The organism is Polaromonas sp. (assembly GCF_012927485.1).
In the GTDB taxonomy this organism is placed as follows: domain Bacteria; phylum Pseudomonadota; class Gammaproteobacteria; order Burkholderiales; family Burkholderiaceae_C; genus Polaromonas.
This window is the reverse complement of record NZ_JABBPC010000031.1, coordinates 25,718-40,594: the sequence shown is the minus strand read 5'-3', so window position 1 is coordinate 40,594 and position 14,877 is coordinate 25,718. Positions and strand designations below refer to the sequence as shown.

The 14,877-nt window shown below is 60.9% G+C and carries 17 protein-coding genes; 5 read left to right on the top strand and 12 right to left on the bottom strand.

Annotated elements, in window-relative coordinates:
• Nucleotides 1–62: 62 nt before the first annotated feature.
• The 4 genes from phnE to HHJ16_RS12105 are packed head-to-tail and all read right to left on the bottom strand — an operon-like array spanning nt 63 to nt 3,537.
• Entirely contained in the window at nt 63–902 is an 840-nt protein-coding gene (gene phnE, locus HHJ16_RS12120) for a phosphonate ABC transporter, permease protein PhnE (protein ID WP_296900884.1), read from the bottom strand.
• A gap of 14 nt (nt 903–916) precedes the next feature.
• Nucleotides 917–1,762 (bottom strand): ABC transporter permease subunit, encoded by an 846-nt coding sequence (locus HHJ16_RS12115; protein ID WP_296900883.1) that lies wholly within the window; start codon nt 1,760–1,762, stop codon nt 917–919.
• Nucleotides 1,763–1,787: 25 nt separating this feature from the next.
• Complete coding sequence (locus HHJ16_RS12110; protein WP_296900881.1) at nt 1,788–2,621, bottom strand: ATP-binding cassette domain-containing protein; 834 nt, start codon at nt 2,619–2,621, stop codon at nt 1,788–1,790.
• Between the two features lie 46 nt (nt 2,622–2,667).
• Nucleotides 2,668–3,537 carry a putative selenate ABC transporter substrate-binding protein gene (locus HHJ16_RS12105; RefSeq protein WP_296900880.1) on the bottom strand — a complete coding sequence of 290 codons (870 nt, stop codon included), beginning with the start codon at nt 3,535–3,537 and terminating at the stop codon, nt 2,668–2,670.
• Nucleotides 3,538–3,808: 271 nt separating this feature from the next.
• Between HHJ16_RS12105 and selD the strand changes: the two genes are divergently transcribed.
• The 3 genes from selD to HHJ16_RS12090 all read left to right on the top strand — a co-directional run bounded on the left by selD (nt 3,809) and on the right by HHJ16_RS12090 (nt 7,227).
• Nucleotides 3,809–6,097, top strand: coding sequence for a selenide, water dikinase SelD (gene selD / locus HHJ16_RS12100; RefSeq protein ID WP_296900878.1), 2,289 nt, complete (start codon nt 3,809–3,811; stop codon nt 6,095–6,097).
• Between the two features lie 397 nt (nt 6,098–6,494).
• Nucleotides 6,495–6,722: a sulfurtransferase TusA family protein gene (locus tag HHJ16_RS12095; RefSeq protein ID WP_296900877.1), complete on the top strand. Its 228-nt coding sequence runs from the start codon at nt 6,495–6,497 to the stop codon at nt 6,720–6,722.
• A 34-nt stretch (nt 6,723–6,756) separates the two neighbouring features.
• A complete protein-coding gene (locus HHJ16_RS12090; RefSeq protein WP_296900875.1) occupies nt 6,757–7,227 on the top strand; it encodes a DsrE/DsrF/DrsH-like family protein in 471 nt (156 codons plus the stop codon).
• Nucleotides 7,228–7,241: 14 nt separating this feature from the next.
• Here the strand turns inward: HHJ16_RS12090 and HHJ16_RS12085 are convergent, their stop codons facing one another.
• The 8 genes from HHJ16_RS12085 to HHJ16_RS12050 form a co-directional block, all read right to left on the bottom strand.
• Nucleotides 7,242–7,460, bottom strand: coding sequence for a hypothetical protein (locus tag HHJ16_RS12085; protein ID WP_296900874.1), 219 nt, complete (start codon nt 7,458–7,460; stop codon nt 7,242–7,244).
• A gap of 30 nt (nt 7,461–7,490) precedes the next feature.
• Nucleotides 7,491–7,901 (bottom strand): S24 family peptidase, encoded by a 411-nt coding sequence (locus HHJ16_RS12080; RefSeq protein ID WP_296900873.1) that lies wholly within the window; start codon nt 7,899–7,901, stop codon nt 7,491–7,493.
• 4 nt (nt 7,902–7,905) lie between these two features.
• Nucleotides 7,906–9,240: a 2Fe-2S iron-sulfur cluster-binding protein gene (locus HHJ16_RS12075; RefSeq protein WP_296900871.1), complete on the bottom strand. Its 1,335-nt coding sequence runs from the start codon at nt 9,238–9,240 to the stop codon at nt 7,906–7,908.
• Between the two features lie 27 nt (nt 9,241–9,267).
• Nucleotides 9,268–10,221: a TauD/TfdA family dioxygenase gene (locus tag HHJ16_RS12070; RefSeq protein ID WP_296900870.1), complete on the bottom strand. Its 954-nt coding sequence runs from the start codon at nt 10,219–10,221 to the stop codon at nt 9,268–9,270.
• A gap of 10 nt (nt 10,222–10,231) precedes the next feature.
• Nucleotides 10,232–10,849, bottom strand: a complete 618-nt coding sequence (locus tag HHJ16_RS12065; protein ID WP_296900868.1) for a hypothetical protein — start codon at nt 10,847–10,849, stop codon at nt 10,232–10,234.
• A 189-nt stretch (nt 10,850–11,038) separates the two neighbouring features.
• On the bottom strand, nt 11,039–11,368 hold the full coding sequence (locus tag HHJ16_RS12060; protein ID WP_296900867.1) for a TusE/DsrC/DsvC family sulfur relay protein: 330 nt from the start codon (nt 11,366–11,368) through the stop codon (nt 11,039–11,041).
• Between the two features lie 36 nt (nt 11,369–11,404).
• Entirely contained in the window at nt 11,405–12,019 is a 615-nt protein-coding gene (cas6, locus tag HHJ16_RS12055) for a type I-MYXAN CRISPR-associated protein Cas6/Cmx6 (protein WP_296900865.1), read from the bottom strand.
• A complete protein-coding gene (locus HHJ16_RS12050; protein ID WP_296900864.1) occupies nt 12,016–12,297 on the bottom strand; it encodes a hypothetical protein in 282 nt (93 codons plus the stop codon). The genes cas6 and HHJ16_RS12050 overlap by 4 nt, the downstream gene beginning before the upstream one ends.
• A gap of 183 nt (nt 12,298–12,480) precedes the next feature.
• Between HHJ16_RS12050 and dsrA the strand changes: the two genes are divergently transcribed.
• On the top strand, nt 12,481–13,761 hold the full coding sequence (gene dsrA, locus HHJ16_RS12045; protein ID WP_296900863.1) for a dissimilatory-type sulfite reductase subunit alpha: 1,281 nt from the start codon (nt 12,481–12,483) through the stop codon (nt 13,759–13,761).
• A gap of 39 nt (nt 13,762–13,800) precedes the next feature.
• Nucleotides 13,801–14,871 carry a dissimilatory-type sulfite reductase subunit beta gene (dsrB, locus tag HHJ16_RS12040; protein WP_296900861.1) on the top strand — a complete coding sequence of 357 codons (1,071 nt, stop codon included), beginning with the start codon at nt 13,801–13,803 and terminating at the stop codon, nt 14,869–14,871.
• Nucleotides 14,872–14,877: the final 6 nt, after the last annotated feature.

Sequence of the window (14,877 nt, the reverse complement as noted above, 5' to 3'; positions counted from 1 at the left end):
TGCGCGGCCATTTTGGATGGATCTCGACACAAAGGGTGAAATTGCCAGTGTGCAGCGCGGGATTAGCGCGCCATGACGCGCCGCGACAGGTAGCTCAGGGCGTCGACCAGCGTCACCAGCGCGATCATCGCCAGCAAAATGGAACTGGTCTCGTCCATCTGGAAAAGGCCCATGTAAAACGCCAGCATCTGCCCCAATCCGCCCGCCCCCACCACCCCCAGGATGGCGGCTGCGCGAATGTTGTTTTCCCAACGGTACAGCGTGTAGCTGAGCAGTTGCGGCAGCACCTGGAAAAATGTGGCGTAGCAAAACACTCTGCCTTCACCGATACCGCGTAGCCGGAGCGCGAAGCCTGGGCCCTCGGGAACGTTTTCAATCGCCTCGGCAAACAGCCGTCCAAGCACGCCGGTCGTGTGCAAGGCCAGCGCCAGGGTGCCGGCCATGGGTCCTAGCCCCGCGGCAATAAGCAGCAGCGCCGCCCATACCAGTTCGGGGATGCTGCGCAGCGCATTGAGCAGCAAGCGGGTGAGTCCTTTGTAGGGCGCCCTGTCCTGGGCATGAGTTTGGCTTGCGGGCAAAGCCAGCAGAAGGCCGAGTATTGCCGCGATCAAGGTCCCAAGCGCCGACATGGCCAGCGTTTCCAGCGTGGCGCCTAGCAGCTTGCGAAGGAAAACGACTTCGCCGGTGGGATGCATCAATTCGCCGGCAAAGCGCCCCATTTTGCGCAGCGCACCGACCGAAAAAAATTGCGCCCACTGTAAATCCAGCGACCAGAAACTCAGCGCCACCAACGCAGCCACTCCGCTCACCAGCCAGCATACTTTGCAACGTGCACCAAACAGAGCCGGTGGCATGCGATACACCTCGTTGCCTGCTGGTGCAGAAGGACGCAAGTCATTCATGGCGGTGTCCTGCTTCAACCCAAAGCCTTGCGCAGCCAGGCGCTGGCTTTGTCCGCAAACCCGACCAGTGCCATGAATACGAGCAGCATCGTACTGACTTCGGCGCCGTTAAACATTTTCATAGAGGCGTCCATCTGTTGCCCCAAGCCACCTGCGCCCACAAAGCCCAGCACCGCCGACGAGCGGATGGCGCACTCCCAGCGATAGACGCTGTAGCTGGTCAACTCGGGCGCGTTCTGCGGCAACAAACCATAAAAGAAAGCCTGCAGCCGACCCGAGCCATTGCGTAGCAGCGTCACGGTGGCGTGACTTTCCCCACTCTCCAGAATTTCGCCGTAGACCTTGCCGAGCATGCCGCTGTAGGTCAGCGCAATGGCCAATACACCTGCGGTTGGCCCGAGCCCGACCACGCGTACAAAGACCAGTGCCCAGATCAACTCGGGTACGCTGCGCAGCAGGATCAGGATCCATCGCACCAACTGGCGCACTGCAGCTGGCATGAGCGCCATGCGTCCGCTCAAGGCCGATACCGACAAGGCGCGTACCGACAACAGCGTCAGTGGCACAGCCAGCAGCAGCGCCAATGCCATGCCAGCGGTCGCAATCGCCACCGTGCGCCACGTTTCGCGCGCAACGAGCCACAAGAATTCCGGTTCTACCTTGGGCGGCACAAAATCGCTGAGAAACCTGAGGGTGGACTTGAGCGTGCCCGGCTCGATCATTAGCCAGGGCTTGAATTCGGTCAGCACCAGCGCGGGCCAGAGCAACAACAGTGCGGCCAGTGTCCAGAACACGCGCCCGCGCCAAGCCGGGTCGCGCCGTTCGGGGCGCGAGGGTAAGCGAGCAACCGTGCTGGTCATGGTGAAAGGGGATGCCGCAGGCCCGTCAGCGGCAGTTCATGACCCTAGGCGGCAGAACGGCAACGGGCAGATCCGGTGCGGCGGGGCCGGGGCCGGTAAGCTCGTGCAAATGCTGGGCATAGAGCGCCCTCAGACGCTCGGGCGTCACCTCGGCCGCCGACAGATCAAACGCCAGTGCTCCGTCACGTAAACCGACAATGCGCGGAAAATGCTGCAACGCCATCTCGACGTGATGCAAGGTGCAGACCAGCGTGGCACCGCGCTCTTGCGCGGCCTGTGTTAAAGACACAAGGGCCTGCAACCCGCGCGTCGGGTCCAGCGCGGAAAGCGGCTCATCGACCAGCAGCAAGGTCGCCTGCGTGACCAGCGCACGGGCCAGACCGACGCGCTGACGCTCGCCGCCGGAGAGCCGGTCGACCCGGGCGAATAGTTTGTCGCTCAGATCGAAGCGCGCCAGCGCGGCATCGGCCTGCGTTATTGCCGTCGGATAAAAAAGGCTGCGAAGGCTTTGCCATAGTCCGATCTGCGGCAGGCGTCCGGCCAGTACGGCGGTCACAACACGTTGACGCGGCGGCAAGGGTGGCACCTGTGGCGCCAGAAAAAGCTCGCCCCGCAGCCGCTGCAACTGGCCGCGCGGCAGTTTCCAAGGGTCGCGCGCGTTCAGCTCCAGACAGCCGGTCGAAGGCGGCAGTGCACAGCACAGCAGATGCAACAGCGTGGTCTTGCCTGCACCCGACGGTCCGATAACGGCGACCTGCTCGCCAGAGGCCATCTGCAGCGACAGGCCACGCAGCGCGGCAGCGGTAGTAGCCTTTGCGGCGGGATGCCGGGCAGACACGTCCCGAAGACTAATTTTCATAACTAAACAGGCCCGCGTCCGATGACCAAGCTAGGAAACAAGCCACTTACTTCAGCAAGCCCGCACTGCGGGCAGCGGCCTCGATGCCCTGGTAATTCTCCGCCTTGGTCGGGATATAGCGCGTGGCACGGTTAAGGTCGAGAATTTCCTTGCCCTGTGGCGTTGCCGGGTCGATATCTATCAGCGCCTTGGTGACTTTCTCACGCAGGGCCACCGGCATGTCGGCATGCACGGCCCAGTTGTAATTGTAGTAACCGGGGGTGGTGTAGAAGACATTCACCTCTTGGGTATCGACCCTCTTTTCCTGAACGAACTTGTTCCACACCGTGATGTCCAGCGCAGCCGCTTCGACCTTGCCGTTGACGACGGAGGCAATCGTGGCGTCGTGCGCGCCCGAGTAAGCCACGCGCTTGAAGTCCCGTTCCGGGTCGATATGCGCCTGGAGTAAAAAGCTGCGCGGCATCAGGTGGCCGGAGGTGCTGGATTGCGAGCCGAAGCTGACCTGTTTACCTTTCAGGTCGGCCAGCGTCTTGATGCCGGAATTGGTTTTGGCAATAAATACCGACCGGAATTTAGTGTCTTCTTCGCGTTGGGCAATCGGAATGATCTTGCCGCCCGACCGGTGCTGCGCCTGGATGAAGGTAAAGCCGCCGAGCCAAGCCATATCGACGTTCTTGTTAACCAGCGTTTCAACGGCTGCCGGGTAGTCGCTCACGGGGGTGAATTCAACCTTCATGCCAAGCTTTTGCTCCAGATATTTGACGATCGGGCCGAACTTCCGCGCCTGCTCGGTCGCCGCCTCTTCAGGAATCGTTGTAATCCGAAAAACCTGCTGGGCCTGAGAGACTCCGGTAATAGCCAGCACAGTGCAGGCAGCCCAAATTCTGAAGGCTTTACAACGGGAAAATCGGATCATGAAAGGCTCCTGCCAAAGCGGCAAAAATGTGATGGGCGATGTTAACCCGACAACGAAAGTCCTTGTGCGCAGCACAACGGGAGCCCCTGCTACAGTAGCCGGTAGCTTGCTTGATCTACGCCATCCAGACCAGGGGCCGGGCCAAGTTGCGGGTCCCTTCAGGCTGAATGCTCCATGCGCCGCGCTGTTGTAATTAGTCGTTGAACCATCGCATCCGCTCCACACCGCGTTACACGGGCCGGCACAAACCAACTTATGAATTAAGACTGAAATGCAATCACAGGAACAACCGGTCCTCAGGGATATCGTGCTAGTCGGTGGCGGCCACAGCCATGTCGGTGTGCTCAAAAGCTTTGGCATGAACCCCTTGCCGGGTGTCCGCCTGACCGTAATCTGCCGGGACACAGACACGCCCTACTCGGGCATGTTGCCGGGCTATATTGCGGGGCACTACAGCTACGACGAGGTCCACATCGACCTGAATACGCTGGCTGCATTTGCCGGCGCGCGTTTTTTTCGCGACGAAGTGATCGGGCTGGACCGGGCTGCCGGCAAGGTGTTGTGCCGGAATCGGCCCCCGGTCGCGTACGACCGACTGTCCATCAACATCGGGTCGACGCCGCGGATGAACCAGGTTCCGGGCGCGGCCGAACACGCGGTCGCGGTCAAGCCGATTCACCTTTTTAATGACCGCTGGCTGGCCTTGCTGCAGCGCGTGCAGCAACATGCGGGCAAAACCCGCATTGCCATCGTCGGCGCGGGCGCTGGTGGAGTCGAACTGACGCTGGCCATGCAACACCGCTTGCAACACGAATTGCGCGCGCTCGGCCGCGCTCCCAGTGACCTGAATTTTCACCTTTTCAGCAGTGGTTCAGAAATTCTGCCTACGCACAACCGCCGGGTGCGCCATACCTTCGAGCGCGTGCTGGCTGAACGTCAGGTGGTACTTCACCTCAATAGTGAAGTGACCCAGGTTTCCGCCCGGGGCCTGCAAACAGGCGACGGAACCGTGCTGGAGATGGATGAAATCGTTTGGGTCACGCAAGCCAGCGGCGCACCGTGGTTGCGCGAAACCGGGCTGGCGCTTGACAGCGCGGGGTTCATCCAGGTCAACGACCACCTGCAAAGTCTGAGCGATCCGTCTGTCTTTGCAGCGGGCGACATCGCCACGTTGATGAGCCGCCCGCTGGAAAAGGCCGGCGTGTTTGCGGTACGGCAAGCCAAACCACTGGCGGCCAACCTACGCCGATCGGTGCAAGGCGCACCCTTGGTCAGCTATCGGCCGCAGCACCAGTGGCTGGCGCTGATCAGTACCGGCGACCGCCGCGCCGTGGCCTCGCGGGGGGCTTTAAGCTGGAGTCTGGGCGGGGCCTTGGTCTGGCGCTGGAAAGACTGGATCGACCGCCGCTTCATGGACAAGTTCCAGTCCTTTCCCGCCATGGACGAAACGGTGATGGGGAAGGCCGTGGCGTCAGACGTAAAGCTCGATCAGGAAGAAGCCGCGCAGGCGATTTCTGCGATTGCCATGCGCTGCGGCGGCTGCGGCGCCAAGGTCGGTGCGACGGTACTTTCGCGCGCTCTGGGTGCCCTGCGGCCGATAGAGCGCGACGATGTGCTGATTGGCCTGCACGCACCGGACGACGCCGCCATCGTGCGGGTTCCTCCGGGCAAGGCCATGGTGCATACGGTGGATTTTTTCCGCGCCTTTATTGACGACCCCTACCTCTTCGGCAAGGTGGCCGCCAACCATGCGCTGGGCGATATTTTTGCGATGGGCGGCGAGGCACAATCCGCGACCGCCATTGCTACCGTGCCCTCCGGACTGGAAGCCAAGGTCGAAGACGTGCTGTTTCAAATGATGACGGGCGCGGTCGAAGTGCTCAATGAAGCTGGCTGCGCCCTCGTGGGCGGTCACACTGGTGAGGGCAAAGAGCTGGCGCTGGGTTTTGCCATCAACGGGCTGGTCGATGAAGACCTGCACACGGTGATGAAAAAGGGCGGCATGCGAGTCGGCGATGTGCTGATTTTGACCAAGCCCATAGGCACCGGCACGCTGTTCGCCGCGCACGCCCGGCTGCAAACCCGGGGCCGCTGGATTGATGCAGCGCTGGCCTCCATGATCCAGTCCAACCGGCTCGGCGCGCAATGCCTGCAAGCCCACGGCGCGACCGCCTGCACCGACCTGACCGGCTTTGGCCTGCTCGGTCATCTGGTCGAGATGACCCGGCCCTCCGGCGTGGACGCCGAGCTCGACCTGACCGCGCTGCCGCTTCTGGAAGGCGCTGCCCAGACCAGCGCGGCCGGCATTTTAAGCTCGCTGCAGCCGGCCAATGTGCGCCTGCGCCGGGCCTTGCGCAATCAGGCGGAAGCGATGCACCACCCCAACTACCCGCTTATTTTTGACCCACAAACCGCAGGCGGCCTGCTGGCCACAGTGCCCGCTGACCGGGTCGATGCCTGCATTGCCGCGCTACACCAACTTGGCTATGGCAAAACAGTCGCCATTGGCCGAGTGCTGGCGCAAGGCGATGCGCTGGAGCCCATTGTTCTCAGGTGCTGACCGGAATGCATGGGGTTTCGCTCGCAACGAACCGTCGCACTCCCCATCACCTTCACCGGGTGTGAACCGCTAACCCCCGCCGCGGGCGCGGAATTCAGGATCAAGAGGAAATTGGCTGGCGCTGCGCCAAAGCAGACTGCCCTTCGATTTGAAAAGCCTACTGCGTCAGGCGGAGCCGATTGACCTTGTAAGGTATCCATGAATCAGGCGGCCGGCACCACCACACAAAGCCGATTACCCATATGGGCTACCCGACATTACCCTTTACGGTGATAGACGCACCGTGACCCCTATTCAAAAATCAGTGTGAACGGCAGACACGCTGGCTACGGCGTAACAACGGCTGGGCTTGCCCCCAAATTGCCGGCTGCAATCAGTCAACCAACGGAGACACGACATGGAATTCAACAAGGAATTTGACGCGACTGGCATGGCCTGCCCACTGCCCATCGTAAAAACCAAGAAGGCGCTGTCCGACATGACCTCTGGGCAGGTGTTGCGCGTCATTTCCACCGACCCGGGCTCGGTGTGCGACATGGCGGCCTTCGCTGAGCAGACCGGCAACGCGTTGCTGGAACAAGGCAGCGAAAGCAGCAAGTTCGTGTTCTATCTCAAGAAGGCCTGAGACACCGACCATCCACTTACCCCGGAGCACACGCATGGCAACAAAAAAAATGGCGCTTATCGCCACCAAGGGCACGCTGGACATGGCCTATCCGCCATTCATCCTGGCTTCAACGGCGGCAGCGCTGGGCTGGGAGGTCCAGATTTTCTTTACTTTCTATGGTCTGCAACTGCTGCGCAAGAGTTTGAACGGTGTCAAGATCAGCCCGCTGGCCAATCCCGCGATGCCGATGCCGGTACCCATGCCGGTCATGGTGCAAATGATGCCCGGCATGGAATCCATGGCGACGATGATGATGAAGAACAAGATGAAATCCAAGGGCGTGGCATCGCTGCAGGAGTTGCGTGACATCTGTCTGGAGGCGGAGGTCAAGTTCGTCGCTTGCCAGATGACGGTGGATCTGTTTGAGTTTGAGACCAGCGAGTTCATCGAGGAGGTGGAGTATGGCGGGGCTGCCACCTTCATGAAATTTGCGGGTGAATCCGATGTCTGCCTGTTCATCTGACAGTGGCAGCCGAATCAGTCGTCGCCTCTAGGCCCTGGCGTGCGAACCTGGCACAGCAGATCTTCAGCCTGGAGTTCATTGTCCGCAAACATGATTTTGATTTTTCCAGGGGATTCCGCCATCTGGGCCGCACGCAGCGACTTGGCCTGTTCTGATGCTTGCGTAAAAGCCTCGCATTCGGACAGTTTTTCCAACTGGGCGAATGGTTTTACGCGGTAAATGTAATAGGGCATGGATAACTCCGTCGGGTTGAGAGCGAGATTTCAGATGTAATGTTTGGAAGCGCGCCGACGCCCCGGCAATGCTTTCTGAATAATGACGCCGCGCACGGCGCTCAGATCGACCAGCGGCGCATCCGCAAACGCCGGGTTCAGCGGGTGCAGCACCCAGCCTGTGCCAGCCTGTACGAGTTGCCTGAAGGTCCATTCTTCCCGATGCCAAGCCAGCACATAGGAGCCGTCCCGGGCCAGTCCGTCGGGCTCGATGATGATGATCTCGCCTTCGTTGAACTCTGGCACCATGCTGTGCCCCAGTACCCTCAACGCAAACGATTCGCCGCCGGCGCAGTCCGGCACGGCCGCATTTTGCGCTGCGGATGACGCATCGGCGTAGGTAGTGCCCGGCGCTGCCGCTGGAAGCGTAGGTCGGAGCTTGTCAAACGGGTTGAGTGGCATGGCTTTACAACAACTGGATGGCTATTTGCGCCGCCGCCACGCCGGCCGAGCGCAGTTCTTCGTGCAATGGGTTGATAAACTCCGGCGGCCCGGCCAGATAAAAGTCGCAGTCAATGTCAAACAAATCCGCCCGCATGGCCTGGGCGATCTGCCGGGCTCCGACGCTGGCATCCGCATGCGACACCAGTTCGTATTCAAACTGGTCCAGGGCTTCAGACCAGGCACGGCACTGATTGCTGCAGAAATGTCCGTCGCTGGTCGTGGCCAGCCAGAACAGTGAAACCGAAGGCGCAACGTCCAACGACAGCGCATGTTCGATCAGGCTTTTGATTGGCGCAAATCCGGTGTCGCAAGCAGCAAACACCAGCGAGCGGTGTCCGTCGGCCAGAACAAAATCACCGGTCGGCCCCAACACTGTGACGGCAGCACCGGGCTGGATGTCGCCCGCGAACAGATGCCGCGCCAGTGCATCAGACGCATCGCGCGCAATGAAAAAGTGCAGATTGCGGTCGTCACAGGGGCAACTGGCCAGCGGGTAAGCGGTCTGCACAGTGTCGTGGCCCGGCAAGGTCCAGCCCAGCAGCACCGATTGTCCGGCCAGAAAGCGCAGCCGGTAGCTACTCGGGGTTTTCAAGTGCAGCAGTCGCGTATCGGGTGCCAGTTCGGTGACCGCGCGCACCTGGGTCACGATGTGTTGTTCAGGGATATCGTGCGGGTCGCTGGCCTCCAGCATCTCGAGCGTGAGTTCGCTGCTGGCGGCGGTGTGGCAGCACATCAGGGTGTAGCCCTGGGCTTTTTCTGCTTCCGACAGGGTGTAGTCCGAGTGCTGCGTTTTAACCACTTCACCAGAAATCACGCGCACCTTGCACATGCCGCAACTGCCGTTGCCGCAACCGTAGTTGAGCTTCAGTCCCGCGTGCAGACCGGCCTGCAGCAGATTGGCGTGCCCCTCCACCGAGAATTCGTGCCCGCTCGGGCGAACCGTGACCTGTGCCGTCATGACTTTAAGCGAGGTGCCCATCACCTCCCGCAAATCGACTGGCTCGGTCGCCAGCACCTGCGTCAAACCCTGGGTGACCTGCTGTTCCAGCGCCCGCCAGGCGGCGTCGCCAGGATGCTGTACGGCCAGATCTCGAATACGTTTTTGCAGTGCGATCACCAGGCTGCGGTAGCGCTGCACGTGTTTGCGCAGGTCGGCGAGATCCTGGCTTTGCGCAGCCAGCCGCCGCGTTGGAACTTCCTGACTGGGCAGCCTGACGTCGCGCACTTGTTGCGGCAAAACCCCGCGCGCCAAACCGAGTAATTGGGCGGCGCGCGAAACGTCAAACGGATGGGCCATAGTGCTTTTATGCTAATTATTTAAGAGCTAGCGACGCCATTTTTTAAGGACAAGAGGCCTGGTTGCCCTGTAAAGCGGAGAAAGTACCGGGTTTGACAAGCGTGGCGCACGAAGCCGTTCCAGATAGCGGGCGCGGTACAGCAGTCGAGGCTGCAAGGGATCGTCAACAAAGCCTGAACGGTCATGCAGCACGTTGTTGCACACCAGCCCCATGCCAGGTTCAAGCGTCACGCGAAACATGTGCGGTCCGTCACGCTCAAGCAACCGCGCCAGAAACGCTGCGGCCGCGCGCGTGAGCGCATCGTCTTTCCACTGCACGCTGCGCGTGCGCGCCGTGTAACGCATGTGCAATTCGCCGCTGTGCGGATCTATAGAAAACACCGGCCCCGTCTGCTCGGCACGCGCCACCCCGTCTTCATCCAGCCGTTCTGGAATGGTCATGGCGTCGGGTTCCATCAACGCGTGCACCCAGTCCGGATTGGCTTCGCGCACGGCGATGTAGGCCATTTCATGATCCATCAGCGCGTTCTCACCACCTGTACTGGCGCAACGCACGCAATGCAGCACCATGGCCCGGATGTGACGGGATTGCGGGCGGTAATAGCCATCGGTATGCCATTTGATGGGTCGATTGGTATAGGGAATAAAGGCGGCGCGATCACCCACCGGGGCGGCTACCTCGATTTGCGAAATGCCGTCTTCGTCGGCCAGCCAGTTGCCATCGAGTCGGAGCAGCCCCAACTGCTGCGCCAGCCGGCGCGGGATGTTTTTGTCCTGGGCACGCACCGGGCTGCGGTAGACCGCCATATTGGCCGTGGCGCAGCGCTGCAACAGCGCTTGCAGTTCGGCATCGCTGAGGGCACGGGGGTCGGCCACGTCCACCACCAGGTCCTCTGCCCTAAACGGATGGCTAGCGCGTTTGGAATCACGCCAGCGTTGGTAGGTGGCTTGCGCATCCAGCTCGAAGGGAGTATCCACCATGGCTGGGGACTCAGTCGCCGGATGCGCCGGCACGCGCGGCGCGCGGCGCACGCACTTCGGTGGACAACACGTCCTGCATGGCGTGTTGAATCATGTGCAATGCCTCAGGCACTTCGGTGGCCATGATTTGATCAAGCACCCAGCGTTGGTCCTTTTGGGGCATGAGCGCCTCGATCCGATGGCCGAGATAGCGCACAAAGCCAAAGTCCGGCCCTTGCGCGTCAAAACCGAAGTCGGCGTAATGGTCTGCCAGCGCATTGAACAGATCAATGAACACCTCGTAATGACTGGGCTGGCCTGCCGGCGGTTGGCCCAGCAGGTCATCCTCGTTCTCCTGCAACACCTCGGCCACGCGCCGGACCAACGCGGTGATGAACTCGGCTCGTTCCTCAGGCCCCATGCGCTCGAAAGCCATGCGGTCCACTACCTGGGTCAGGAACACCAACACTTCACGCGTGAAGGCAAAGTACTGCAGCCCGATGTCAATATCAAAGTGCGCCGAGCGCATCTGCTTGAGCATGTTCTGGGACACGCGCCAGACGATAAAAGCCATCGCACTGGCGGTTTGCTGCGCACTTTTGGCGGTTCCAGTGCGGAACCACTGACTCTTGATTCTGATGTTGGCCATATCAAACCAGCGAACGTGGGGGAGTCCGTCCGCCGCGCTGGGCCGCCCCAAGCAAGGCCAGCCCCCTTGGGGGGCAGCGCAGCACACGCAGTGATAAGCGTGAGGGCTGGCCGCCGCGCCGGGCCGCCCCAAGCAAGGCCAGCCCCCTTGGGGGGCAGCGCAGTACACGCAGTGACAAGCGTGGGGGCATCAATATCCACCCTTGCCCAGCGGTTGTGGCAAGGCGGCCACCTTGGGCCCCTGTTTGGCGGGACCGATGGGAAACAGGTCGTACAGGTATTTGCTGTCCACTTCAGGGCGGATGTCGGTCATGCCCTTGAGCATGTTGCGAAAGCTCGGCGTGTGGCCGTGTTCCCGGTATTGGTCGCGCAGGTAGTTCACGACCTCCCAGTGCGCATCGGTCAGCTCGATGTTTTCTGCCAGCGCGATGACGCGTACCGCCTCGTCTTCAAAAACGGGCTCCAGCAAATAGCCCTGATCGTCGGTCTCAAGTTCCAAGCCGTTGATGTGATAGCCCATTTTTTGTTTCCTTTTTTCCCAGTTCCCAAGAAGTCCCTACACCGCAGCGGCCGACTTGTGCGGCACAAATAGGCCGCAGCCCAGCAAGCGATACGGTCCCAGGCCGCACTGTTGCAGACGCAGCGATTGATCCGCGGGCAGCGCGTGCAGCATCAGGCTGAAAGTGTCCAGCACGCGGCCCGACACCCGCATCCGCTGGTGCTTGCCGCACACCCGCTCGCCGCCGATCGCCAGTTCGGCCAGTTCATGGTCCATCGCGGCCATGAATGTCATTTCGTCTGCACTTTCCGCTGCCACCCTGTAGGCATACAAGGTGGCATGGGGCTGCAGTTCGCGCCGGTGCGGAACGCCCAGATGCAGCGGATGGCCCTCTACGCTGAGGTCAAGACCTGGCAACGCGATCAGCGCATCCAAACGTCGCGCTCCCACCCGCAGCAACAAACGCGCGCGCCCGGACAACAGGGCTGGCTCGTCGCTACCGGGTACCAGCTTGATAGGGTGTATCCCTGCCAGTGCGTCGGTTTCCAGCCAGGGCAATTGTGCGCACAGGGCCTGCTGCAGTGCCTGTGCATGGTCACGCGGCAATGACTTCCCGTCGATGGGAAACACCGCGTCCGTTACCGCACCACTGGCGCTATTCCAATCCGTCATACCGGGTCGCCTGCAGCGCCGGCCTGGGGCTGCGTCTGCGCCCACCGCAGCAAGGCTTCCCCCCAAAAGCGGGCCGTTTGAGGGTCGATCTCAAACACCGTAAAACGGCTCTTTTCGCGAATGCGCGTGCGCAGCAGGCTCATGCCGCCGGCTGCATAGTCCAGCTGCTGCAATTCGATAACCTGCCCACCCAGCGGAACGGTCAACTTTTCAAGCGGTGTGATGGTCGTCATGGTTCTATTTGGCGCAATGACTGCGTTGCCGTCTATTACCGGCATGGGTGGGGGCCTATAGCCCCAATGGGTAGCACTCACTACTCAACGAGGGTGATAGCGCGCGCAGCATTGCGAAACGTACTATTTGTCTCAGCGCTGGCCGAGAAGTGAGCCCCGAAGAGGCAACCCGTCAACCAGCCCCTTGACCAATCGGCGCCCCCATTCGCCCCTGACAGGAGACACACCATGAGCAAAAAACCGCACGACACTCCCATGCTCGACCAACTGGAGGCCGGCCCATGGCCGAGCTTCGTCACCGGTCTGAAACGTCTGGCAAAAGACAGCGACTACATGACCGACCTGTTGGGTCAACTCGAACACTCCTACAAAACCCGCAAGGGCTACTGGAAGGGCGGCACAGTGGGCGTATTTGGCTACGGCGGCGGCGTCATTCCGCGTTTTTCCGAAGTCGCCGAGATGTTCCCTGCCTCCAAGGAGTTCCACACGCTGCGCATTCAACCACCGGCGGGCATGCACTACAACACCGATGTACTGCGCAAGATGTGTGACATCTGGGAGCGACACGGCTCCGGCCTGATTGCTTTTCACGGCCAGTCCGGCGACATCATGTTTCAGGGTGCCAGCACGGCCAACGTGCAGGGCGCTTTCGATGAGCTGAATGAACTCGGATTTGATCTGGGTGGCGCCGGCCCGGCGGTGCGTACCTCCATGTCCTGCGTCGGTGCCGCGCGCTGCGAACAGTCGTGCTTTGATGAAGCACGGGCGCATCGTCAGGTCGTCAATACCTTTCTGGACGACATGCATCGCCCGGCGCTGCCGTACAAGTTCAAGTTCAAGTTTTCGGGTTGTCCGAACGATTGCATGAATTCGATCCAGCGCGCGGACATGGCCGTAATTGGCACCTGGCGTGACAACATGCGCACCGATGAAGTCCTGGCACGCAAGTGGTTCGTCAAGCATGGCTTGACTGAACTGGTGAACGATGTGGTCAGCCGCTGCCCGACCAAGGCCATCCTGCTCAAGGAGACCAAGGAGGTCTCCAACTGTCCCAAGATTTCCAGCGTCGCCCTGAACGACACGCAGTCGCTGGAAATCGACAACGCCAATTGCGTGCGTTGCATGCACTGCATCAACGTCATGACCGGCGCGCTGGCCACCGGCATCGACAAGGGCGTGACGATCTTGATGGGCGGCAAGCGCACGCTCAAGATCGGCGACTTGATGGGCACGGTGGTGACACCCTTCATGCCGATGAAAACCGATGAGGATTACCAGGCACTGGTCAAGCTGGGCCAGAAATCGATCGACTTTTTTGCTGAAAACGCGCTGGAACATGAGCGCACCGGCGAGATGATCGAGCGCATCGGACTGGTCAACTTCCTGGAAGGCATCGGGCTGGAGATTGATCCCAACATGGTTTCCACACCGCGCACCAACCCCTATGTCCGCACGGACGGCTGGGACGATGAAGTGGCAAAAATCAATGCCCGCAAAGTAGCGGCCTGAGATCGACTCACAGTCTCTGACAAACACAGGAAGACCCACATGGCAACCATGCGCACCCCCATCGAAAGCGGCGTCCCGGACAACAAGCAGTACCTGCATCCGCTGATGCTCAAGAATTACGGCAACTGGAAATACCACGACCGGCCCCGACCCGGCGTGCTGCACCATGTCTCATATACCGGCGACGAAATCTGGACGGTACGCGCCGGCACGCAGCGCCAGTTGGACCTGTACAGCGTGCGCAAGCTGTGCGACATCGCCGACACCTTTGCCGACGGGCACGTGCGCTTCACGATCCGCAGCAACATCGAGTACATGGTGTCCGACCCACTGCGCGTGGCCCCGCTGGTCGAAGCTCTCACCCACAGCGGCTTTCCGGTAGGCGGCACCGGCAACTCGGTATCTGCCATCGCGCACACCCAGGGTTGGTTGCACTGCGACATTCCCGGCACTGACGCCTCGGGGGCGGTCAAGGCCCTGATGGACGACCTGCACGCCGAATTCATTCAGGAAGAAATGCCCAATCGGGTGCATCTGTCCACCTCCTGCTGCGAGATCAATTGCGGCGGCCAGGCCGACATTGCCATCATCATCCAGCACACCAAGCCGCCCAAGATCAATCACGACCTGGTGGCCAATATGTGCGAGCGGCCCACCGTGGTGGCGCGTTGCCCGGTGGCTGCCATCCGGCCCGCGATGGTGAACGGCAAACCGTCACTGGAAATTGATGAGGCGAAGTGCATGTGCTGCGGCGCCTGCTACCCCCCCTGCCCTCCGATGCAGATCAACGACCCCGAGCACAGCAAGCTGGCGATCTGGGTCGGCGGCAAGAATTCCAATGCGCGCGGCAAACCCACCTTCATGAAGATGGTGGCCTCGGGAATACCCAACAACCCACCGCGCTGGCCAGAGGTGTCGGCCATGGTCAAGAAGATTTTGTACACCTACAAAGAAGACGCCCGTTCCTGGGAGCGGGTGTCGGACTGGATCGAACGCATTGGCTGGCCGCAATTTTTCGAAAAATGCGACCTGCCGTTTACCAAATACCTGATAGACGACTGGCGTGGCTCGCGCGCCAGCCTGAACGCCTCGACCCATATCCGTTTTTAACCAACA

Coding starts and splice junctions, on each gene's coding strand:
- phnE (WP_296900884.1), bottom strand. CDS start 902: ATGAATGACTTGCGTCCTTCTGCACCAGCAGGCAACGAGGTGTATCGC.
- HHJ16_RS12115 (WP_296900883.1), bottom strand. CDS start 1,762: ATGACCAGCACGGTTGCTCGCTTACCCTCGCGCCCCGAACGGCGCGAC.
- HHJ16_RS12110 (WP_296900881.1), bottom strand. CDS start 2,621: ATGAAAATTAGTCTTCGGGACGTGTCTGCCCGGCATCCCGCCGCAAAG.
- HHJ16_RS12105 (WP_296900880.1), bottom strand. CDS start 3,537: ATGATCCGATTTTCCCGTTGTAAAGCCTTCAGAATTTGGGCTGCCTGC.
- selD (WP_296900878.1), top strand. CDS start 3,809: ATGCAATCACAGGAACAACCGGTCCTCAGGGATATCGTGCTAGTCGGT.
- HHJ16_RS12095 (WP_296900877.1), top strand. CDS start 6,495: ATGGAATTCAACAAGGAATTTGACGCGACTGGCATGGCCTGCCCACTG.
- HHJ16_RS12090 (WP_296900875.1), top strand. CDS start 6,757: ATGGCAACAAAAAAAATGGCGCTTATCGCCACCAAGGGCACGCTGGAC.
- HHJ16_RS12085 (WP_296900874.1), bottom strand. CDS start 7,460: ATGCCCTATTACATTTACCGCGTAAAACCATTCGCCCAGTTGGAAAAA.
- HHJ16_RS12080 (WP_296900873.1), bottom strand. CDS start 7,901: ATGCCACTCAACCCGTTTGACAAGCTCCGACCTACGCTTCCAGCGGCA.
- HHJ16_RS12075 (WP_296900871.1), bottom strand. CDS start 9,240: ATGGCCCATCCGTTTGACGTTTCGCGCGCCGCCCAATTACTCGGTTTG.
- HHJ16_RS12070 (WP_296900870.1), bottom strand. CDS start 10,221: ATGGTGGATACTCCCTTCGAGCTGGATGCGCAAGCCACCTACCAACGC.
- HHJ16_RS12065 (WP_296900868.1), bottom strand. CDS start 10,849: ATGGCCAACATCAGAATCAAGAGTCAGTGGTTCCGCACTGGAACCGCC.
- HHJ16_RS12060 (WP_296900867.1), bottom strand. CDS start 11,368: ATGGGCTATCACATCAACGGCTTGGAACTTGAGACCGACGATCAGGGC.
- cas6 (WP_296900865.1), bottom strand. CDS start 12,019: ATGACGGATTGGAATAGCGCCAGTGGTGCGGTAACGGACGCGGTGTTT.
- HHJ16_RS12050 (WP_296900864.1), bottom strand. CDS start 12,297: ATGCCGGTAATAGACGGCAACGCAGTCATTGCGCCAAATAGAACCATG.
- dsrA (WP_296900863.1), top strand. CDS start 12,481: ATGAGCAAAAAACCGCACGACACTCCCATGCTCGACCAACTGGAGGCC.
- dsrB (WP_296900861.1), top strand. CDS start 13,801: ATGGCAACCATGCGCACCCCCATCGAAAGCGGCGTCCCGGACAACAAG.